This window comes from Brevundimonas phoenicis, from assembly GCF_047237745.1.
In the GTDB taxonomy this organism is placed as follows: domain Bacteria; phylum Pseudomonadota; class Alphaproteobacteria; order Caulobacterales; family Caulobacteraceae; genus Brevundimonas.
On the sequence record NZ_JBDFLN010000001.1, the window covers coordinates 1554132 to 1574589 of the forward strand.

Genomic DNA, 20458 nt, shown 5'->3' on the forward strand with positions numbered 1-20458 from the left:
ATGCCAGACCCCAGCCGTCCGTCACGCTTGGAGTTCGCCCATGACCCGCACCCTGTATGGCATCAAGGCCTGCGACACGATGAAGAAGGCGCGCGTCTGGCTGGATCAGAACGGCGTCGCCTATGACTTTCATGACTACAAGGCCGCAGGCGCGGATCGCGCCGAGGTGGAGCGTTGGGTCGCCGAGCATGGCTGGGAGAAGGTGCTGAACCGGGCGGGCACGACCTTCCGCAAGCTGCCCGACGCCGACAAGGCCGATATCGACGCGGCCAAGGCGGTGGACCTGATGCTGGCCCAGCCGTCTATGATCAAGCGGCCGGTGCTGGACCTGGGCGACGGGCGGACGCTGCTGGGCTTCAAGCCCGAGATCTACGCCGCCGCCCTGAAGGGCTGAGGGTCAGTCCTCGACGGCGGTGGTCGGGCGGTCGTGGCCGTCGGCGCGTTCGGTGACCCACTGGCCCGAGGCGTCTTCATACTCGATCCAGGAGGTGCGGTCCGGCACGCGTTGCTCGCGCGCTGCGGCCGTGGCCGCCGCCAGCGCCGCCGCGTGGTTGGGGAAGGTCTCGGAAAAGCTGTCGCCGAGCTTGTAGGCCCAGCCGCCGTCATGCTGGACGATGCGATAGGTGATGTTCATGCGCGTCTCCGAAGGGGTCGGCGGCACCGTTGAACGCCGCTTCGGGCATGTCGAGTCACGCTGTGGTGACGCATTACGAAGAGTTCATGCGCGCAACTGCATCCATAGGCGATCATCGCCGCCTCTTGTGATCAGAAGGCCGCCGCATCAGGCCCGGCCGAACAGGGGTCAAACTCATGGATGAAGTTTTCATTCCGCTGGCGTTCTTTGCAATGATCGCGGCCATCGTCGTCGTGCCGTCGTGGCTCAAGAGTTGTGAGCGCCGCGAGATGCAGGCCACGCTGAGGGCCTCCATTGAGAAAGGGCAGTCCCTTCCGCCGGAAGTGATCGAAGCCATCAGCAAGGAAAACACGAAGCCGCCGGCGACGGCGGCGCGCGACCTGCGAACGGGCGTGATCCTGCTGTCGGTGGCGATCGGCATCGCGCTGTTCGCCTATGCGGTCAGCTTTGCCGAGATAGACGCCTTCTATCCTATAGCCGGCGGCGCCGCGATCCCCGGCATGATCGGCCTAGCCTTCATCATCCTTAGCTTCTTCAACAAGAACAAGGACTAAGGCGGGTCGGAGCAGGGAAGCCGTCATGGCCCAAGCCTTACGTGATCTGCACGACGTCGAGCTGGCCGGGCTTGCGGCCGGCGGCGGCCGCCGCGAGTTCGGCGAGCTGGTCCGTCGGCACGGCTCGGCGGTGCGGGGCCTGCTGCGCCGCATGGGCGCCCAGCCGGCCCTGGCCGATGACCTGGCCCAGGACGCCTTTCTTCTGGCGTTCGAGAAGTGCGCCGAGTTCCGGGGCGAGGGCACCTTCGCCGCCTGGATCAAGCGTATCGCCGCCCGCATGTATCTGAAGCGCATCTCGAAGGAGGCGCGCTATGTGGCGGAAAGCGAAGCGGAAAACGTCGCGCCCGCCGTCGACAGCATCGGCCGTGTGGACTTGGACGAGGCCTTGAAGGGGCTCAGCGAGGTCGAACGCCTGTGCGTCTCCCTGTGTCATGGCGCCGGGCTGTCGCACCCGGAAATCGCCGCGGCCATGAATTTGCCGCTTGGAACGGTGAAATCTCATGTCAAGCGTGGTCTGGATAAACTTCGGGCCCGGCTCCAGCCGGGGTCGGTTGCAATCGGGAGCGCATCCCATGTCGGCTGACGAATTCGATCCCACGATTGAGCGCCTGTTCGCGCAGGCGCCGCACTTTTCCGATTCGGCCTTCTTTGAAGCGGATGTGGCCGCGAGGCTGCACAAGGCCTCCCGCGTGCGGTCCATCGCCCTGTCGGCGGCGGGGCTGATCGGCGGGCTGATCGCAGTGCGTGAACTTCTGGGCGTCAACTTTCATCTGGGGCCGGACGGCTTCACCGCCCAGGCGGGCGGGGGCGGGCTTGATTCGGTCGGCTCCCAGGCCGGGATGCAGGGCGGACTGGCGGTTCAGTCCCTGCTGGAGCGGAGCGGACTGGGCGATGCGGCCCTCAGCGCCATGGGCTCCATGGGCGGCATGCAGATGTTCTGGGCCACGGCCGGGGTGCTGGTCGCCCTGCTGGCGGCGGGCGTGGTGAAGCTGTCGCAACAGATCTGAGCGCCGTTTTCCCGCCCCAGTCCCGGCTTAGGGCTGGAAAAAGCCGTTTCGCGCCCAACGCCTGCGTTGCGGCCGTGACGCCGAACCTCTAGGGTCGCGGCGTTTTTAATGATCGGCCTTGGCTGCATTTTTGGGGCGACGCTTCGTGGTTGATGTCTTCGAACAGGTCGAGGAGGAGCTTCGCTCCGAACGCTATAAGCGTATGGCCCGTACCTGGCTGCCCGTTCTGGGCGGCGTTCTGGCGGTGGCCCTGGTCGCCGCCCTGGCCTGGTGGGGCTGGCAGTCCTATGTGACGTCCCAGGCCGACAAGGCCTCGGCCGCCTATGAAAAGGGCGTCGAAGCTCTGCAGGGCGGAAAGACGGCGGAAGCTGACGCCGCCTTCGCCGAAGCCGTGAAGGCCGGCGGCGGATATAAGGTTTTGGCGCTGATGCAACAGGGCGGTCTGGCCCTAGCCGACAAGAAGACGACCGAAGCTGTCGCCCTGTTCGACGAAGCCTCCAAGGCGACGCGCGATCCGATTCTTTCAGACATGGCGGCGCTGAAGGCCGCCTTCCTGGTCATGGACACGGCGTCGCTGGAAGACGTGCAGAAGCGTCTGGAGCCGCTGACCGGCGACAAGCGTCCGCTGCAGGCTTTCGCCCAGGAAGCCCTGGCCATGGCTCAACTACAACACGGCAAGACCGCCGAGGCGCGCCAGACTTTCGTTCAGCTGCAACTGGGCCAGGACGTGCCTGATCCGGTGCGCCAACGCGCCCAGGCCGGCGTGCAGGCTATCGACAACGGTACGGCCGCCAACCTGGCCGCCATCGTCAAGGCCGCCGCCGCTCTGCCGACCCCGTCTCCGGCCGCTGCCCAGGCCGCCGCCGCGCCGGCCGCAACGGCCGAAGCTCCCGCCGCCCCCGCCGCTGCGCCGGCCGCGCTTTGACGCCTTCGGAACGACTCGCATGAACAAAACCCTGAAAGTCGCTCTGCTTTGCGGTTTGGCGATGACCGTCGCCTCCTGCGGCACCGTGCGCAACGCCCTGCCGTTCGGCCTGGGCGGCGACAAGGAGCCGGCGGCGACCGCCAGCGAAGGCGAGCGGATATCCATCCTCGAGTTCGAACAGCAGCTGGCGCCGTCGGCGGCTCTGTCGGGCCGTGATTTCTTCCTGCCGGGACCGCAAGCGGTCACCGCCTGGAGCCAGCCCGGCGGCAACGCCGAGAACGCTGTCGAACACGTCATCGCCGCGCCGGAGTTCACGGTCGCCTGGCGGCGTGACATCGGCGCCGGTTCCGGCGGCACCAATCAGGTGATGTCGCCGGTCGTCGCGGACGGCGGAAAGATCTTCGTGCTGGACGGCGAGGCGGGCGTAACCGCTGTCGATGCCGGCACCGGCCAGGTGGTCTGGAAGGCCAGCGTCAAGGTCGAGGAAGCGGATCGCGGTCGTCGCATCCTGGGCATCGGTCTCGGCGGTGGTTCGGGCGGCGGCGGTTTCGGCGGCGGCGTCACTGTCGGCGGCGGCAAGGTCTTCGTCGCGTCCGGTTATCGCGTCATGACGGCCTTTGACGCCAATACGGGCGCCGAGCTGTGGCGCTCGACCGTCGACCTGCCGATCCACGGCGCGCCGACGGTGGCGGGGCAACGCGTCTATGTCGTCGACGTGGACAACCAGTTGATCGCCTTCAACGTCAACACTGGCCAGCAGGACTGGTCCTATCGCGGCATCACCGAGCCGGCTCGTATCATGCGCGCCTCCAGCCCGGCGGTCAGCGGCGACACGGTGCTGGCGCCCTTCTCGTCGGGTCAGATCGTGGCTCTGCGCGCCTCGAACGGTCAACCGGTGTGGGAGCAGGTGCTGTCGCGCACCAGCCGCACCAGCGCTTTGTCGGAACTGCGCGACATCGCCGGTCGTCCGGTCGTCAGCCGCGGTCAGGTTTACGCCATCAGCCAGTCTGGCGTGATGCAGGCGATGGACCTTCGCAGCGGCCAGCCGAAATGGTCTCTGCCCGTTGCGGGCGTGAACGCGCCCCTGCCAGTCGGCGACGTGGTCTACGTGGTGTCTCAGTCTGGCGAACTGACGGTGGTCAACCGCGAGACGGGCCAGGTCTATTGGTCGCGCGATCTGAACGAGGGTCGCGTCCGCAAGGAAGGCGGCTTCCTGGGCTTCGGCAAGCGCACCGTGCGTCCGGTCTGGTCGGGGCCGATCCTGGCGTCCAACCGTCTGGTCCTGGTCAATTCGGACGGCGAGGCCGTGGCCTTCGATCCGAAGACCGGCGCGCAGACCGGCAGCCTGAAGCTGGGTTCGGCCGCCTATATCGCCCCGGCCGCCTACAACGGCGCCCTCTATGTCCTGACCGACAAGGGCCAACTGGTCAGCATCCGCTGACCTTTTCACCGATTTAAGCTAGAAGGCCGACATGGCTCTGAAGGTCGCCATCGTCGGCCGCCCCAATGTGGGCAAGTCGACACTGTTCAATCGCCTCGTCGGCAAGCGCCTTGCGCTGGTCGATGATCGCCCCGGCGTGACCCGCGACCGCCGCTACGCAGACGGCGTGATCGGCGACATGGATCTGACCCTGATCGACACCGCAGGGTATGAGGACGTCACCGACGAAAGCCTGGAAGCCCGCATGCGCGAGCAGACCGAGGCGGCGATCGAGGACGCGGACCTGATCATGTTCATGATGGACGCGCGCGAAGGCGTGACGTCGCTGGACCGCATCTTCGCCGATCGCCTGCGCAAGGTGCACAAGCCCATCGTCCTGCTGGCCAACAAGTCGGAAAGCCGCGAAAGCGGCGGCGGCGTGGGCGAGGCGCACGGCCTGGGCTTCGGCGAGCCGGTGCCGATCTCGGCCGAGCACGGCGAGGGCATGGCCGATCTGTATCAGGCCCTTCTGGCTGCGTCGGAAGACATCTTCATCGAAGAGATCGACGAGCCGGAAAAACCGATCCGCATCGCGGTCATCGGTCGCCCGAACGCGGGCAAGTCCACCCTGATCAACCGCCTGATCGGCGACGACCGCCTGTTGACCGGCCCGGAAGCCGGCATCACCCGCGACTCCATCTCGGTGGACTGGGTCTACGAAGACAAGAACATCCGCCTGGTCGACACCGCCGGGATGCGCCGCAAGGCCCGCGTCCAGGAAAAGCTGGAAAAGCTGTCGGTCGCCGACACCATCCGCGCCATCACCTTCGCCGAGGTGGTGATCATGGTGATGGACAAGGACGACGCCTTCGACACTCAAGACCTGCAACTGGCCGATCTGGTCGAGCGGGAAGGGCGGGCGCTGGTCTATGTCGCGTCCAAATGGGATCTGGAGGAAGAACCTCAGGCGCGTCTGGCCGAACTGAAGCGTCTGGCCGACGACAAGCTGCCCCAGTTGCGCGGTTCGCCCTTCGTGGCCCTGTCGTCGTTCAACGGGCGCGGCGTCGAGCGCCTGATGCCCGCCGTGCTTCAGGCCTATGACACCTGGTCGGTCAAGGTGAAGACCAAGGATCTGAACGACTGGCTGTCCCTGGCGACCCAGAGACACCCGCCGCCCGCCGTGGACGGCAAGCGCATCAAGCCGAAATACATGGCCCAGACCAAGGCGCGTCCTCCGACGTTCGTGCTGATGGCCAGCCGGGCTGAGGCCATGCCGGAGCACTACAAGCGCTATCTGGTCAACTCGCTGCGCGAGAGCTTCGACCTGCCGGGCACGCCGATCCGCCTGAACGTCAAGTCGGGCTCGGCCAACCCTTATGCGGATGGCGGCGCCAAGTCGGGGCCGGAACGCTTCAAGGGCGACGCCAAGACCGCGCCGCGCCGGGTGATCAAGGCCGAGAAGGCCGAGAAGCTGTCCAACCTGCCCGGCAAGGCGCTGGAGCAGAAGGCCAAGGCCGGCATCAAGCCCAAGGTGAAGCCCCTGGGCGGGCTGAAGGCCAGTGCGTCCAAGAAGGCGGGCTCCAACGCCTTCGTCGGCAAGGGCGCACGCGGCGGCGCACGTCAGGTGTCCCGCTCGGGCCGTGTCCGTACGGGCCAGAAGGGCGGCGCCAAGCGCTGATTCACATCAGACCTGCCCGGTCGCGCTTCTCTTGAGACGCGGCCGGGCAGGGGCTGTCGGTTCGTCCCCCAACGCCAGCTTCAGCGCCAGCGCCACCACGATCACCCAACGCAGTTCATGCCAGTTCATGGCGATGCTCTCGGTCAGCATCGTCACGGTGAAAGACGCGATGAGCGGCAGGGCCAGCCAGCCGCCGGGGCTGGTGTAGGCCGCCCACAGGGACTGCGCCCAGATCTGGGTCAGGAACAGGGCGAACAGGATGACGCCGCCCAGGCCCAGGGCGATGTACAGCTCCAGCCAGCCGCTGTGCGCATCGGCGGGCATGAAGTGCGCCTGATAGCCGATCCAGGCCTTGGGCCCGGTGAAGCTGGGATCGTCCCATACGGCGCCGTAGCCGAAGCCTTTCCAGGGGTGCTCGGCCATCTGCTGCATGATGCCAGACCAGATTTCGGTTCGCCCGGTCAGGGTCGCGTCCTTGCCGAGTAGGGCGAAGAAGGTGTCGGTTTCCATCGCGATCAGCAGACCCGCGCCGATGACGAAGACGACGGCCAGCCAAGTGGCGACGACCGCACGCAGCGGTCCAGACTTGACCACGGCGACAAAGCCCATGGACGCCAGAGACAGGACCAGGACGACCAGGGCGGTCTTCGACGTCGACAGCAGGATCAGCAAGACGGGGACGACGGCGAGACCGAACCACAGCTTGCGCCGCTCCGGAGCCATCACGCCGGCCGCCAGCAGGAAGACGGTCGTCTTGACCATGACGTTGCCCATGGAGTTCTTCTCCAGCCACAGGCCGCGCCAGGCGCCGGGGAATATCTCCTCCATCCGGCCCATGTGAGGCAGCAGGGCTCCGACCAGGAACGAGAGGATCGCCAGGGCCGCCAGGGTTCCAGCGATGATTTCCGTCAGGCTGCGCCAGCTCCACCGCGAGGCCAGCGCGACGCCCGCCAGGGTGGTGAAGGCCAGGGCGGGTATGCGCCGCGCGGTCAGCTCCGGCATGATCGACCAGAAGTAGGTTGCCGCCGTCAGCAGCAGGAGCGCGATCAGAAGCGGCGATCGTATCAGGCCTTTGAGCGCGCGCTCAGGCCGCAGGCAGACCAGGATCAGCGCCAGCAGATAGGCCGGGTAGTAGAAGTTGCGCAGGAAGTCCGCGGACCTTGCGCCGTAGCCGGTCAGCGGCGCGCTCCAGAAACCGACGTAGGTGAGGATCAGCCCGACCGAAGCCACCACAGCGACGATGTCGGCCAGGGGGGCGGCGCGCACAAGTGGAAGCGAGGGGCGTTTTGCCGCCGGGTTCGCTAGCGACCGTGCGCCCGGATCCAGCCCCTCGATCACGCGCAGATCAGACCAGGGCGTCCGCCGACAGCCCTTGCTTCCATTCCTTGAAGCTGACCGTCAGCGGCGGGGTGAGATCGGGGCGGGCCAGTTCGACGATCAGGGGACCGATCTCCGAGGGATGCGGCAGAACGCTGGGGTCTTCACCCGGAAACGCTTGGGCGCGCAACTGCGTCCGCATCCGGCCCGGATCGACGATGCAGGCGCGGACGGGCGTGCTCTCGATCTCGTCGGCCCAGCATTTGACCAGGGCCTCGGCGCCCGCCTTGGTCGCGGCGTACATGCCCCAGAAGGCGCGCGGCTGGCTGGCGACGCTGCTGGTCAGGTGGATGGCGCGTCCGGCGTCCGAGGCGCGCAGCAGCGGCTCCAGCGAGCGGATCAGGCGATAGACGCCGGTGAAGTTGATCTTCTCGACCTTGGCGAACTCGCGCGGTTCGGCGTGGGCGACCGGGGTCAGGCCCGACGGGCCCATGGTGGCCGCAGCCTGAACCCAGATGTCGAGCTTGCCGTAGCGTTGGAACAGGGCGCCGCCCAGGCGGTCGATGGCGCCGCCGTCCACCAGGTCGAACGGGACCAGGCTGGCGTGCTGGCCGGTGGCGGCGAAGATCTCGTCGTCCAGCTCCTCCAGGGCGCCCTGGGTGCGCGCGGCGGCGATGACGTGGGCGCCGGCCTTGGCCAGGGCCAGGGCGGATTCGCGGCCGATGCCGCGCGAGGCGCCGACGACCAGGGCGACGCGGTTGGCGAGGGGGAGGGAAGCGTGTTCGGACATGGGGCCGCTGATAGCGCGGCCGGACGCCGGGCGAAAGGCTCAGTAGCCCGGCGCAGCCTGCCATAGGCTGAAGCTGACGCCCTGGTCGTCGCTGACCACGACCGACAGGCCGGACGGGCTCTCGGCCGGCACGGCGGCGCGGCCGCCCAGCTCGGTCACGCGGGCGCAGGCGGCGTGGATGTCGTCCACGCGGAAATAGAGATTGGGGAAGGCCTTTTGCTCGCCCTTGGTGAGGCCGAAGGCGGGGACGGACCCGGCCACATGGGCGTAGGTCGGGCTGGACGAGGCTTCGTCGAAGCGCCAGCCGAACAGGCCCGCGTAGAAGACGCGGGCCTTGTCGACGTCAGGAGTGTCGAGCGTGAAGTAGCCGAGCTGGATCATCCAGCCTTAAGCGGTCACCAGCAGAGAAAGTTGCTTCCCGCGCGGATCGCGGCCGCCTTCCTCGATCTCACGGTCCAGCAGGCGGGTCGGATAGTCGCCGGTGAAGTAGTGGTCGGTGTACTGCGGGCTGGCGGCGTTGCGCGGTCCGGCGCCCAAGGCGTCGTACAGGCCGTCGATGGACAGGAAGCCGAGGGAATCGACCTCCAGCACCGCGCGCATCTCTTCCATGCTGTGGGTGGCGGCCATCAGTTGCGACCGCTCGGGCATGTCGATGCCGTAGAAGTCGGGGAAGAGGATCTGCGGGCTGGCCGAGCGCAGGTGAACCTCCTTCGCGCCCGCCGCGCGCACGGCGCGGACCAGCTTCAGCGAGGTGGTGCCGCGCACGATGGAATCGTCGATCAGCACGACGCGCTTGCCTTCCAGGGCGGCGCGGTTGGGGCTGTGCTTCATCCGCACGCCCTTCTGACGAGCGCCCTGGCTGGGCTGGATGAAGGTGCGGCCGAGGTAGTGGCTGCGAATGATGCCCATTTCATAGGGCAGGCCGCTTTCCTGTGCGTAGCCGAGGGCGGCGGGGACGCCCGAGTCGGGCACCGGCACCACGATGTCGGCCTCGACCGTGTGCTCGCGCGCCAGGCGACGGCCCATCTCCTTGCGGACGTCATAGACCGACAGGCCGTTCACGACGGAATCGGGACGGGCGAAGTAGACGTATTCGAACAGGCAGGGGCGAGCGGCCCGCGCGGCGAAGGGCTTGATCGAGGTCAGGCCTTCCTCGTCGATGACCACGACCTCGCCGTGTTCGACGTCGCGCACGAAGGTGGCGCCGATGGTGTCCAGGGCGCAGGTTTCGGACGCCAGCACCCAGGCCTCGCCGACCTTGCCCAGCACCAGCGGGCGGATGCCCAACGGGTCGCGCGCGCCGATCATCTTGTAGCGGGTCTGGGCCACCAGGGCGTAGCCGCCTTCGATCCGGCTCAGGGCGTCGATGAAGCGGTCGACGATCTTGGCCTTACGGCTGCGGGCGATCAGGTGAAGGATGGCCTCGGAGTCCGAAGTGGACTGGAAGATTGCGCCTTCCGAGACAAGTTGCGCGTGCAGGTATTTGAAATTGGTCAGGTTTCCGTTGTGGGCGATGGCGATGCCGCCCTGGTCCAGATCGGCGAACATCGGCTGGATGTTGCGCAGGAAGCTGCCGCCGGCGGTGGAGTAGCGGGTGTGGCCGATCGAGGCCTGGCCCGGCAGGCGCTTCGTCAGTTCGGCGTTGCCGAAGGCGTCGCCGACGAGGCCCTGATGCCGTTCGGTGTAGAAGCGGTCGTCGTGGACGCTGGCGATGCCGCAGGCTTCCTGGCCGCGATGCTGCAGGGCGTGCAGGCCCAGCGCGACGATGGAGGACGCCTCGTTCTCGGGCGCGCCCCAGACGCCGCAGACGCCGCATTCCAGGCGCAGCTGATCGTCTTCCGGCTCACGCCAATGCTCACGGTGAACGACGGGTTCGGCGATATGGTGGCGCATCGTCAGGCTCCGATGACCGGGGAAGGATAACTCAAAGGGCGGCGCCGCGCACGTAAGCCGCCCAGGCGTCCGGGGCAAGCCTCATTGGTCGGAAAACCCTTCGCGAACGGAAGAACCGACGACGGGGGTCAGGGCGTCGGCGCCCTTTCCAAGCGTGGGCAGCACGATCTGGATGGCGCGGGCGGCGCCTTCGCTGACCGGGGCGGTGGCGGCGTCGGACAGCCAGCGCGGCGGGTTGTCCTGCATGGCGCCCATGATGATCAGGTGCACCGCCCCGATCAGGCCCAGGGCGCGGACGAGGCCCACCAACAGGCCCAGCGTCTGGTCCAGCACGCCGAGGGCATGGCCACGCGCGCCTTGGGAAATGGCCGAGCCGAGGAAACGCAGGCCGAAGTAGAGGATGACGAAGACCAGCCCTACGGCCAGCACCGAACCGGCCCAGTCCGGATCGACCAGCGACCGTCCGACCGGCGCCGTCCACGGCAGGGTGATCAGCGCCAGCAGCGCCGCCAGCAGGAAGCTGAACAGGGCCGTGATCTCGCGCATGCCGCCCCGGAACCATCCGGCGGCGCCCGAGGCCAGCAGGGCCAGGATCACGAAGACGTCGTAGCCGGTCACGCGCTCTGCGGCCTCATGGGATGGGAACGCGCTTTAGTAGCGGTTCTGGGAGATTCGCTCGACCGCGTCGGTCAGGCGGGTGACGACGGTCAGGGCGACATCGCCCTTCTTCACCTTGCCATTGGCTTGTGGCGGCGCGAGGGCGCGCTCGAAGCCCAGCTTCTGGGCCTCGCGCAGGCGGGCCTCGGCGCGGCCGACGGCGCGGACCTCGCCCGACAGGCCGATCTCGCCGAAGACGACGCAGCCCTGCGGCAGGGGCATGTCCAGGGCCGAGGAGATCAGGGCGGCGGCGGCGGCCAGATCGGCGGCGGGCTCGTTGATCCGCATTCCGCCCGCGACGTTCAGATAGACGTCCTTGTCCCCGAACCCCAGACCGCAGCGCGCCTCCAGCACCGCCAGCAGCATGGCCAGGCGGCCCGAGTCCCAGCCGACGACCGCGCGTCTTGGCGTTCCGTATGCAGAAGGCGCGACAAGGGCCTGTATTTCCACCAGAACGGGGCGCGATCCCTCGATCCCGGCGAAGACGGCGGCGCCGGGCGCCCGGTCCTTGCCTTCGCCCAGGAACAGGGCCGAAGGATTGGGCACTTCGCGCAGACCGGCGTCGCCCATCTCGAAGACGCCGATCTCGTCGGTGGCGCCGAAACGGTTCTTGCCTGCGCGCAGAATGCGGAAGGGATAGCCGCGCTCGCCCTCGAAGCTGAGCACGGCGTCGACCATGTGTTCGACCACGCGCGGCCCGGCGATCTGGCCGTCCTTGGTGACGTGGCCGACCAGGACGATGGCCGGGCCGCCGTTCTTGGCCAGCCGCACCAGTTCGGCGGCGCAGGCGCGTACCTGGGTGATGGAGCCGGGACCGGCGTCGTGCGCGTCGCTCCATAGCGTCTGGATGGAATCGATGATGACGATGTCGAACGGATCGCGCTTCAGCGTCGTCAGGATGTCGCGCAGGGCGGTGGCGGAGGCCAGCGACACATCGGCGTCGGCCACGCCCATGCGTTTGGCGCGGGCGCGGATCTGCTCGATCGCCTCTTCGCCCGAGATATAGGCGACCTTGGCGCCGTTGCGCGCCGCCTTGGCCGTGACCTCCAGCAGCAGGGTCGACTTGCCGACGCCGGGGTCGCCGCCCAGCAGGATGGCCGAACCCGGCACCACGCCGCCGCCGCAGACGCGGTCGAACTCGGTCACGCCGGTGACGATGCGCGGCGGCTCGGGCGTGTCGGACTGCAGCGTCTCGAACTGCACCCCGCGCCCGCGCGCGGTCGAGGCGGGCTTCATGGCGCCCGGCGGGGCCGCCTTGGATTCCTCGACCAGGGCGTTCCACTCGCCGCAAGACGAGCATTGCCCGGCCCATTTGGAATGAACCGCCCCGCAGGATTTGCAGACGAAGAGAAGAGAGTCGCGCGCCATGCGTCAGACCTAGCAGATCAGACGGGCGAGGGCAGGCGGGTCGGAATGCGCTGCGTCCGAAATTGTCATAGGGAGACTGCGGGGTTGCGCCCGCATCCACACAGCCGTCATTCTGACATGATAAGGCCGTGATCCGACTCAACCGCCCAGAAGGCTACCGAATGACCCTGGAAAACCCCCCCGCCGTCGATCCCTCGCTCGTCTCGCGGGTCAAATACATCCTGACACGGCCCAAGTTCGAATGGCCGGTCATCGACGCCGAGAGCGCCAGCATCAAGGGGCTGTTCACCAACTACGCCGTCATCCTGGCGGCCATTCCGGCGGTGGCGACCATCGTGGGACAGATCGCCTTCGGTCATCGCGGTCTGGTCGGACCGGTGCTGGCGGGCGCGCTCAGCTATGTGCTGAGCCTCCTGAGCGTCTACATTCTGGGCCTGATCATCGACGCCCTGGCGCCGACCTTCGGCGGGACCAAGAACCCGGTGAAGGCGATGCAGGTCGCCGTCTATTCCATGACCCCGATGTGGGTGGCGGGCGTGCTGAACGTCATCCCGACGCTGGGCTGGCTGGCTGGGCTGATCGGCCTTTACGGCTTCTATCTGATGTATCTGGGCCTGCCGGTGCTGATGAAGACGACGGCTGAAAAGGCGCTGGGCTACACCATCGTCGTGGTCGTGGCGGCCATCATCCTGTGGGCGATCGTCTGGTCGCTGGTCGCAGCGGTCATCGCCAGCTTCGTCATTGTCGGCGTGGGCGCCACGGCGTTCGCCCTGAGCTAAGTTGTAAGAGAAGGGCTGGGGCCTTGCGCCTCAGCCCTTTGCTGTTCGGCCCTGATAGACGCGCGGCACGCGCGGCGTGATCGAGGTCAGTAGCTCATAGCTGATGGTGCCCGCCGCCGCCGCCGCGTCGTCGATCAGGCGATTGGCGCCGAAGATCTCGACCGGATCGCCCGCCTTGACGTCGAGGCCGGTCACATCGACCGCCAGCACGTCCATCGACACCCGGCCGATGATGGGCCGCATCTCGCCCGCGATGCAGACCTGTCCCTTGGAGCTGTAGGAGCGCAGCACGCCGTCGGCGTAGCCCGCGCCGACGGTCGCCACGCGCATCGGCCGCTCCGCCTTGTAGCCTTGCGAATAGCCGACGGTTTCGCCCGCGGGCACGTCGCGCACCTGCACCGCCTGGGCGATCAGGCTGGCGACGGGCGCGATCTTATCATGTGGGCGGCCTTCCGGCCCGCCGCCGTAGAGGCAGATGCCCGGACGCACCACGTCGAAGGCGAAGTCCGGCCCCAGGAAGCAGCCCCCCGAGTTGGCGAAGGAGCGCGTCACGCCCGGATAGCGGGCCGCCGCCGCCGCATAGGCGTCGCGCTGGGCCCGGTTCAGCGGGTTCGACGGTTCGTCGGCGCAGGCCAGATGGGTCATCACCAGTTCGAGGCCCTCGAACGGTTCGGGCGCGTCCTCGACGCGGAAGCCCAGCCGGTTCATGCCGGTGTCCATCTGAAGCCCGCAGGCCCCGCCGCCCGCCGCCTGCCAGGTCTGAAGCTGGGTCGGGTGGTTGATGACGGGCCGCAGGTTCGAGGCCTTGAGCATGGCGGCCCCGTCGCCGTGGCAGCCGTCCAGAATATAGATGACCGGCTCAGGCCCGATCGCCTCGCGCAGGCGCACGCCCTCGGCCGCGCGGGCGACGAAGAAGGTGCGCGCGCCTTCGGCCATCAGGCGCCGGGTCACGGCGGCGGCGCCCAGGCCGTAGCCGTCGGCCTTCACGACCGGATTGACCGGCGCGCCGCTGACGGCGCCCAGGGTGCGATAGTTGCGGGCGAGCGCGTCCAGATCGACGTTGAGGACGGCGGGAGCGAGGACGGGGGAGGTCATGGCGACGGTTATAGGCCGCTGTTCAGGCGGCGCTAGCCTTTGCGCGACCATCCGCCCCTTCTATCGCCGTCATGCCCGGACTTGATCCGGGCATCCAGCAGACGCAGCCGGGGATGCGTCAGGCGTCGGCGCGGCTGGATCGTCGGGTCAAGCCCGACGATGACGGCAGGGGGCGTTCCTACTCCGGAATATCCGCATAGGCGCCGCCGTAGCGGCCGTCGTGGGCCAGGTTGCCGAAGCGGGTGGTGTTGGAATCGAACGCCAGCTTGACGATGCCGATGGGGCCGTGACGCTGCTTGCCGATGACCACTTCGGCCTGATGCTGCAGGCGGTCCATGTCTTCCTGCCACTTCAGGTGTTCTTCGGTGCCTTCGCGCGGCTCGGCCCGGCCCAGGTAGTAGCTTTCGCGATAGACGAACATGACGCAGTCGGCGTCCTGCTCGATCGAGCCGGATTCACGCAGGTCGGACAACTGGGGTCGTTTGTCCTCGCGCTGCTCGACCTGACGCGACAGCTGCGACAGAGCGATGATGGGGACGTTCAGCTCCTTGGCCAGCGCCTTCAGGCCGCCGGTGATCTCGGACACTTCCTGCACCCGGTTCTTCTGGCTGTTGTCGCCGGTCGTCACGAGCTGGAGATAGTCGACCACGATCAGGTCCAGGCCGTTCTCCATCCGCTTCAGCCGTCGCGCGCGCGCCGCCAGCTTGGAGATGGACAGACCGCCGGTGGCGTCGATGTAGAGCGGGCTTTCGCCGATCTCGATGGCGGCGTCGCGGATCTTGCCGAAGTCCGAGGCGTCGATCTCGCCCTTACGCAGTTTGTCCGAGGACACGCCCGACGCATCGGCCAGGATACGCATGGCCAGCTGTTCGGCGCTCATTTCCAGCGAGTAGAAGGCGACGACGCCGCCGTCGACGGTCTTGCGCCCGCCTTCCGGCGTCGGTTCCCAGCGATAGTTGCGCGCGACGTTGAAGGCGATGTTGGTGGCCAGCGCGGTCTTACCCATCGACGGACGGCCCGCGAGGATCAGAAGGTCGGACGGGTGCAGGCCGCCCAGCTTCTGGTCCAGATCGTCCAGGCGGGTGGCGAGGCCCGCCAGCTTGCCCTCGCGCTGATAGGCCTCGCCCGCCATTTCGACCGCGCCGGACAGGGCGTGGGAGAAGCTGACGAAGCCCGACGACGGCTTGCCCGTCTCGGCCAGTGAATACAGGGTCTGCTCGGCCTGTTCGATCTGTTCGTCGGCGGGCGTCTCGGGGTTGGGCGCCTCCTTGATGATCTCGCCGCCGATGCGGATCAGGTCGCGGCGCAGGGCCAGGTCATAGACGACGCGGGCGTAGTCGGGGGCGTTGGCGGCGGGCGGCGCCCGGTCCACCAGGTCCGCGAGGTAACGCAGGCCGCCGAATTCCTGGAACGCCGGATCCTGCTTGAACCGCTCCATCAGGATGGTCGGCTCGGCCAGCAGACCCTGACGGATGTGGTCCTCGATCGCGTCGAACAGGCGCTGGTGGAAGGGCTCGTAGAAATGGCTGCCGCGCAGCCGGTCCGACAGGCGCTCGAACACGGCGTTGTCGAACATCAGCGAACCCAGAAGGGCCTGCTCCGCCTCCAGGTTGTGGGGCATGGACGACACCTGCACGGGGTCGTTGGCGGAATCATAGGGCATCGGGGCGAAGGCGTTCATCGACATCATCAATACGCATAGGCGCGCCCTACGTCAGACGCGGGCGGGGTCGTGGTCGTGGACAGTCGCCGACGCCTGTGGACGGGCCGGAAAACCGCTGTCGGATCAGTAGGGGGTCGTCAGGCGCGGCAGGGGTAGCGCTCGGCCATCCAGTCGCGCACGGCCTGGGTCACGGTGATGCGGCGACGCGATTCCGGCATGGTCTCGAAGCGCGCGACCAGGGCCTCGGGCGTGATGCCGGTGCCGGAGGCGGGGATGCAGTGCGCGGGCGTGCGGCCCGCCGAGACGGCCGAGGCCTGCTCGGCCTTGACGGTGCTGACGGCGCCGGTGACGACGCGGATCAGGCGGCGGGTGTCCGGGCGCATCATGGCCACGGCGCGGTTGCGCGGGATGTTCTGGCCGATCGTCAGAAACTGCTGGACGGTCATGTCGGACGACTGGGCCTTGGCCAGAGGCGCGGAGGCGAGCAGCGTCAGGGCGCCTAGCGACGCGGCGAATAGGATGTGAACGGAACGCGACATGGGGGCTAGATGCGCTCGCCTGCGCCGCGGTTCAAGTCTCAGGCGGCGCTCAGGCGGGGCAGGGGTATTCCTCAGCCATCCACTCGCGGACGGCCTGGTTGACGCTGATGTTGCGCCGTTGGGCCGGGATGGCGTTGAAACGGTTCAGGATCTGCTCTGCCGACAGGCTGATTTTGCCATCGGGGATGCAGGTGGCGGAGCGCCGGCCGGCGGCCTTGGCGGCGGCCTGATCGTCGCGCACCGCTTTGAAGGCCCCGTTCATCTCATTCATCAGCCGCCGCGTGTCCGACCGCAGCAGCGCCGTGGGATTGCGAGGAATGCGATTGGCGGAGGTCAGGAACTCCTGCACCGTCATGGCGGCGGCCGCGCTGGGCAGGGCGGACAGCGCCAGGGCGGCGACGGCGGCGAACGTGGCGGCTTTCATGGGCTTCCCTCCCGTGAGACGGTGAAGCCTAGCGTGTGGTTCGCGACCGAACCATGACCGGTGAACGTCGTATCACATTAAGTTTTCGTCAGACGCGGCGGCTCCCCGCGGGCCGCCGCGTCTGACGAGGGAGGCGCGCTCAAAGGACAGGGAGGAAGCCCCGATGCGCGCGCTCCAAGCCGATCACCACTTCACGTTCAGGCGGGCGTAACCGTAGCGGCCGTTGAACCCGAACGGCGAGTAGTAGGGGAAGCCTAGTACGCCGTTGTTGTTCAGGTTGGCGGGCACGAAGTCCGGGTACTCGTCGAAGACGTTGTCCACGCCGATGGCCAGGCCGACCCGGTCGGTGATCTGGAAGCGGCCTTCCAGGTCGATGGTGGTCTTGTCGCCGGTCGAATAGTCGTTGGCGGACGTCGAGCCGGGCTGCAGAACGCTGGCGTAGTAGGTCGCCCGCGCGGTCGCGCCCCAACGGCCCTGGTTCCAGTCGGCCGAGGCCGCGACCTTGGTGTCCGGCGTGCCTTCCTCGATGGTCAGGATGCGCTGGCGCGCGAACAGGGTCGGGACCGGGTTCAGCACCGAGGAGGAGGTCGGGATCTTGGTCACGCTGACATCGTTGACGTTGGCGGCGACGGTGAAGTCCCAGTCGCCCGCCGCCTCGGTGCGCAGGCGATAGCGGCCGACGATGTCGACGCCTTCGGTCTCGGTCGACACCCCATTGAGGAAGAAGCGCGCAGCCTGGACGCCCAGCGGGTCCAGCAGGCCGGCGACCTGGGGCGAGAAGCTGCGGTTGATCAGTTCCGACAGGACGATCTGGTTCTCGATCTCAATGCGATAGGCGTCGATCGTCAGGTCGAAATTCCCCAGACGGATCACGGCGCCCAGGGTGTAGTTGGTCGAGGTCTCGGCCTTAAGCGGGCGGGCGCCCAGGACCGAGGCGACCTCGCTGGTGGCGGGGAAGGTGCCGGTTTCGACGAAGCCGCCGTTCTGGACGACCGAGGAGGTCGAGGTGAAGAAGCTCTGCTGCAGCGACGGGGCGCGGAAGCCGGTGGAAACCGAGCCGCGCAGGGCGAAGTTCGGATTGAAGTCGTAGCGGGCGGCGAACTTGCCCGTCTGGGCGTCGCCGAAGTCGGAATAGTCCTCGACGCGCAGCGCGCCCTCGACCGTCAGCTTCTCGGTCAGCGGGATTTCGACGTCGGCGTACAGGGCCACGGCGTCGCGGTCCTCATCGACTGCGTTCGAAGGCTGGAAGCCGGGGAAGCCCTGGGCGCCGCCGGCCAGGGCGGTGTTCGATCCCAGCGGGCCGCGGTTCCACGATTCCGGCTGACCGGCGTCGATCTTGTAGTTCTCCTTGCGGGCCTCCAGACCCCAGGCGAAGTTCAACGGGCCGCCGTCCAGGCCGATCTCGAACTGACGGGTGAAGTCGGCGCCGAAGACCAGCTGGTCATAGGTCAGGCCGCCGGAATCGAAGCTGGTGAGGGAGTTGGCGCCATAGGTGGCGTTCAGCGAATCCTCAGTGCGGAATTCCAGGGCGTTGCGGCCATAGACCAGGCTGAAGTCCGCGTCCCATCCGGCCAACGTCCCGCGCACGCCGCCGGCGGCGGAAACGTCCTGCGAGTTGATGGCGATCTTGGGCAGGAAGCCGTTCGGATAGATGGACGGCACGTTGTTGGGGTTGTCCGACAGGCGCGGGAAGGCGGCCGAGGCGCTGTCGCGCTCCTGATAGCCGGCCCAGCCGTAGGCCTCCCAGTCGGCGTTCAGCGGCTTGCCCGCATTGGCGAAGACGCTCCACTGCTCGACCTTGGGATCGCCGAAGCGGGCGGTGATCGCGCCGTTGGCGGCGGCGCGCGGGTCGTAGTCTGAACGGTTGGTCGGGTCGCGGTCGGAATACTCCGCCGACAGGGTCAGGAAGCCGTCCGAGCCCAGGCCGAAGCCTTGCCAGGCCGAGACGGTGACGGCGCGGCCGTCCTCTTCATCCCGCTCGCCGCGCGCGGTTTCCACACTGGTGAAGTACTGGCCGTAGGTGACGCTGGCCCCGCCGCCCTCGCGGGCTTCCTTGAGGCGCAGGTTGACGACCCCGGCGATGGCGTCCGAGCCGTATTGCGCCGAGGCGCCGTCGCGCAGCACCTCGACCCGGTCCAGGGCGCCGCTGGGGATGGCGTTCAGATCGACGGCGGCCGAGCCGCGCCCGACCGTGCCGTTGACGTTGACCAGGGCCGAGGTGTGACGGCGCGTGCCGTTGACCAGCACCAGGGTCTGGTCCGGCGACAGGCCGCGAAGAGTGGCGGGACGGATCGAGTCCGTGCCGTCGTTGGCCGAGGGCCGCTGGAAGGTCAGGGACGGCACCGTCTGGGCCAAGGCGGCGGCGAACTCGGTCGTGCCGCGGTTCTGCAGGGTCTCGGCCGTCACCACATCGACGGGGGCCAGGGTGTCCAGGCGCGAGCGGGCCGGGGCGCGGGTGCCGGTCACCACGATGTCGTCGACTGAGGTGGCGTCGTCAGGAACAGTTTGGGCCGAGGCGGCGCCGGCGATCAGCAGGGCGGCGCCGGATACGGCGGCCAGAAGGGCGGGGCGGCGGGGGAAGCGGGAGGTCATCTCGAGAGGTCGTCTTTTCTGATTGGACGCGCGTCAGGGCTCGCCGTCGCGGGAGGGCGAACGCCGGCTGCGTCTGGAAACGGAAGTCTGGAAGCGGATGGAAACCACGGACCGGCGGCGGACCGGTCGGAGGGGGTGGCTTCAGGGTCGCTGGCACGGACATCGCGCCGGTCGGATCACCGGGCGATGCAGTTGGGCGTAAAGGCCGGGGCGCATCGTTATCTCCTGCCCGTCAACGGTGACGAGCCATGGCGATATTGCGGTGCGAAAGCGGCGACGCCTATCGAGATTATGTGTGGGGATGTTTAGGAAAGCTAAAGTGTGAGCGATATGGTCAATACCCGCTCATCCCGGCGGACGCCGGGATCCAGTGCTTTGGCTTCAAGGCACGAGGCAGGATGGATAGCTTCTAGACTGGCGCTCTCACTGGATCCCGGCGTCCGCCGGGATGAGCGGAACAGGGGAGGGGTGTTCAGCCCAAGAAAAGGGACGCTTCCTTGCGGAAGCGCCCCTCGATCATCTCGCCGAAGCGACAGGATCAGGCTTCGTCGCCGAAGCCTTCCTGTTGGCCGGCTCCGCCTTCCAGCAGCTCCTGAGCGGCCTGGTCGGCGGCGTTGCGCTCGTCGTCGAACTGAGCGCGGATCACGTCCTCGCCCTTCGCTTGACGCTCGGCTTCGTCGGCCGAACGGGCGATGTTGATCTTGACGGTGGCCGAGACCTCCGGGTGCAGGCGAACCAGCACTTCGTGGACGCCCAGCGTCTTGATCGCCGTGTTCAGCACGACCTGCGAGCGCTCGACCTTGCCGCCTTCGGCGCGAACGGCCTCAGCGACGTCGCGGCCGGCGACCGAGCCGTACAGCTGGCCGGTTTCACCAGCCTGACGGATCATGACGTAGCTCTGACCGTCGATCTTGTCGGCGATCTTCTGAGCTTCAGCCTTGTTCTTGTCGTTGCGGGCCTCAATGGCGACGCGCTCGATTTCGAAGGCTTTCAGATTGGCTTCCGTGGCCCGACGCGCCTTGTCGCGCGGCAGGAGGAAGTTACGGGCGAAGCCGTCCTTGACGGTGACGACGTCGCCGATGGCGCCGAGGTTCTCGACGCGTTCCAGCAGAACGACCTTCAT

At 67.7% G+C, this 20458-nt stretch carries 21 protein-coding genes; 8 read left to right on the plus strand and 13 right to left on the minus strand.

Features of this window, described 5'->3' with window-relative positions; genetic code table 11:
- Positions 1 to 40 precede the first annotated feature (40 nt).
- On the plus strand, positions 41 to 394 hold the full coding sequence (locus ABC419_RS07700) for an ArsC family reductase (RefSeq protein ID WP_412877833.1): 354 nt from the start codon (positions 41 to 43) through the stop codon (positions 392 to 394).
- 3 nt (positions 395 to 397) lie between these two features.
- On the opposite strand, the gene ABC419_RS07705 is transcribed toward ABC419_RS07700, so the two are convergent.
- A complete protein-coding gene (locus ABC419_RS07705) occupies positions 398 to 634 on the minus strand; it encodes a DUF2188 domain-containing protein (protein WP_200166786.1) in 237 nt (78 codons plus the stop codon).
- A 176-nt stretch (positions 635 to 810) separates the two neighbouring features.
- Between ABC419_RS07705 and ABC419_RS07710 the strand changes: the two genes are divergently transcribed.
- From ABC419_RS07710 to der, 6 genes are all read left to right on the plus strand, one after another.
- Positions 811 to 1188, plus strand: coding sequence for a DUF6249 domain-containing protein (locus ABC419_RS07710; RefSeq protein WP_412878125.1), 378 nt, complete (start codon positions 811 to 813; stop codon positions 1186 to 1188).
- 25 nt (positions 1189 to 1213) lie between these two features.
- Positions 1214 to 1771, plus strand: a complete 558-nt coding sequence (locus tag ABC419_RS07715) for an RNA polymerase sigma factor (RefSeq protein ID WP_412877832.1) — start codon at positions 1214 to 1216, stop codon at positions 1769 to 1771.
- Positions 1761 to 2195 (plus strand): hypothetical protein, encoded by a 435-nt coding sequence (locus ABC419_RS07720; protein WP_412877831.1) that lies wholly within the window; start codon positions 1761 to 1763, stop codon positions 2193 to 2195. The genes ABC419_RS07715 and ABC419_RS07720 overlap by 11 nt, the downstream gene beginning before the upstream one ends.
- 118 nt (positions 2196 to 2313) lie before the next feature.
- A complete protein-coding gene (locus ABC419_RS07725) occupies positions 2314 to 3120 on the plus strand; it encodes a tetratricopeptide repeat protein (protein ID WP_412877830.1) in 807 nt (268 codons plus the stop codon).
- A 19-nt stretch (positions 3121 to 3139) separates the two neighbouring features.
- A complete protein-coding gene (locus tag ABC419_RS07730) occupies positions 3140 to 4561 on the plus strand; it encodes a PQQ-like beta-propeller repeat protein (protein WP_125899753.1) in 1422 nt (473 codons plus the stop codon).
- Between the two features lie 31 nt (positions 4562 to 4592).
- Positions 4593 to 6218 (plus strand): ribosome biogenesis GTPase Der, encoded by a 1626-nt coding sequence (gene der, locus ABC419_RS07735; RefSeq protein WP_125899754.1) that lies wholly within the window; start codon positions 4593 to 4595, stop codon positions 6216 to 6218.
- A gap of 6 nt (positions 6219 to 6224) precedes the next feature.
- Here der and ABC419_RS07740 read toward each other — a convergent pair whose 3' ends face one another.
- The 6 genes from ABC419_RS07740 to radA all read right to left on the minus strand — a co-directional run bounded on the left by ABC419_RS07740 (position 6225) and on the right by radA (position 12243).
- Positions 6225 to 7556: an O-antigen ligase family protein gene (locus ABC419_RS07740; RefSeq protein ID WP_412877829.1), complete on the minus strand. Its 1332-nt coding sequence runs from the start codon at positions 7554 to 7556 to the stop codon at positions 6225 to 6227.
- A gap of 7 nt (positions 7557 to 7563) precedes the next feature.
- Positions 7564 to 8325 (minus strand): SDR family NAD(P)-dependent oxidoreductase, encoded by a 762-nt coding sequence (locus ABC419_RS07745; protein ID WP_200166791.1) that lies wholly within the window; start codon positions 8323 to 8325, stop codon positions 7564 to 7566.
- 39 nt (positions 8326 to 8364) lie between these two features.
- A complete protein-coding gene (locus ABC419_RS07750; protein ID WP_412877828.1) occupies positions 8365 to 8706 on the minus strand; it encodes a VOC family protein in 342 nt (113 codons plus the stop codon).
- Positions 8707 to 8712: 6 nt separating this feature from the next.
- Entirely contained in the window at positions 8713 to 10218 is a 1506-nt protein-coding gene (gene purF / locus ABC419_RS07755) for an amidophosphoribosyltransferase (RefSeq protein WP_087139228.1), read from the minus strand.
- 81 nt (positions 10219 to 10299) lie between these two features.
- A complete protein-coding gene (locus ABC419_RS07760; protein ID WP_412877827.1) occupies positions 10300 to 10836 on the minus strand; it encodes a CvpA family protein in 537 nt (178 codons plus the stop codon).
- Positions 10837 to 10869: 33 nt separating this feature from the next.
- Positions 10870 to 12243, minus strand: a complete 1374-nt coding sequence (radA, locus tag ABC419_RS07765) for a DNA repair protein RadA (protein ID WP_412877826.1) — start codon at positions 12241 to 12243, stop codon at positions 10870 to 10872.
- 161 nt (positions 12244 to 12404) lie between these two features.
- Here radA and ABC419_RS07770 point away from each other — a divergent pair, with 161 nt between their 5' ends.
- Positions 12405 to 13022 carry a Yip1 family protein gene (locus ABC419_RS07770; RefSeq protein WP_200166797.1) on the plus strand — a complete coding sequence of 206 codons (618 nt, stop codon included), beginning with the start codon at positions 12405 to 12407 and terminating at the stop codon, positions 13020 to 13022.
- A gap of 30 nt (positions 13023 to 13052) precedes the next feature.
- Here the strand turns inward: ABC419_RS07770 and alr are convergent, their stop codons facing one another.
- From alr to rplI, 6 genes are all read right to left on the minus strand, one after another.
- Complete coding sequence (alr, locus tag ABC419_RS07775; protein ID WP_412877825.1) at positions 13053 to 14117, minus strand: alanine racemase; 1065 nt, start codon at positions 14115 to 14117, stop codon at positions 13053 to 13055.
- A 178-nt stretch (positions 14118 to 14295) separates the two neighbouring features.
- Complete coding sequence (locus ABC419_RS07780; RefSeq protein ID WP_125899761.1) at positions 14296 to 15798, minus strand: replicative DNA helicase; 1503 nt, start codon at positions 15796 to 15798, stop codon at positions 14296 to 14298.
- A 119-nt stretch (positions 15799 to 15917) separates the two neighbouring features.
- Positions 15918 to 16319 carry a hypothetical protein gene (locus ABC419_RS07785; RefSeq protein ID WP_312204947.1) on the minus strand — a complete coding sequence of 134 codons (402 nt, stop codon included), beginning with the start codon at positions 16317 to 16319 and terminating at the stop codon, positions 15918 to 15920.
- A 49-nt stretch (positions 16320 to 16368) separates the two neighbouring features.
- Positions 16369 to 16743 carry a hypothetical protein gene (locus ABC419_RS07790; protein ID WP_412877824.1) on the minus strand — a complete coding sequence of 125 codons (375 nt, stop codon included), beginning with the start codon at positions 16741 to 16743 and terminating at the stop codon, positions 16369 to 16371.
- Positions 16744 to 16926: 183 nt separating this feature from the next.
- On the minus strand, positions 16927 to 19335 hold the full coding sequence (locus tag ABC419_RS07795; protein ID WP_412877823.1) for a TonB-dependent receptor plug domain-containing protein: 2409 nt from the start codon (positions 19333 to 19335) through the stop codon (positions 16927 to 16929).
- Positions 19336 to 19873: 538 nt separating this feature from the next.
- Positions 19874 to 20458, minus strand: a complete 585-nt coding sequence (gene rplI / locus ABC419_RS07800) for a 50S ribosomal protein L9 (protein WP_125899765.1) — start codon at positions 20456 to 20458, stop codon at positions 19874 to 19876.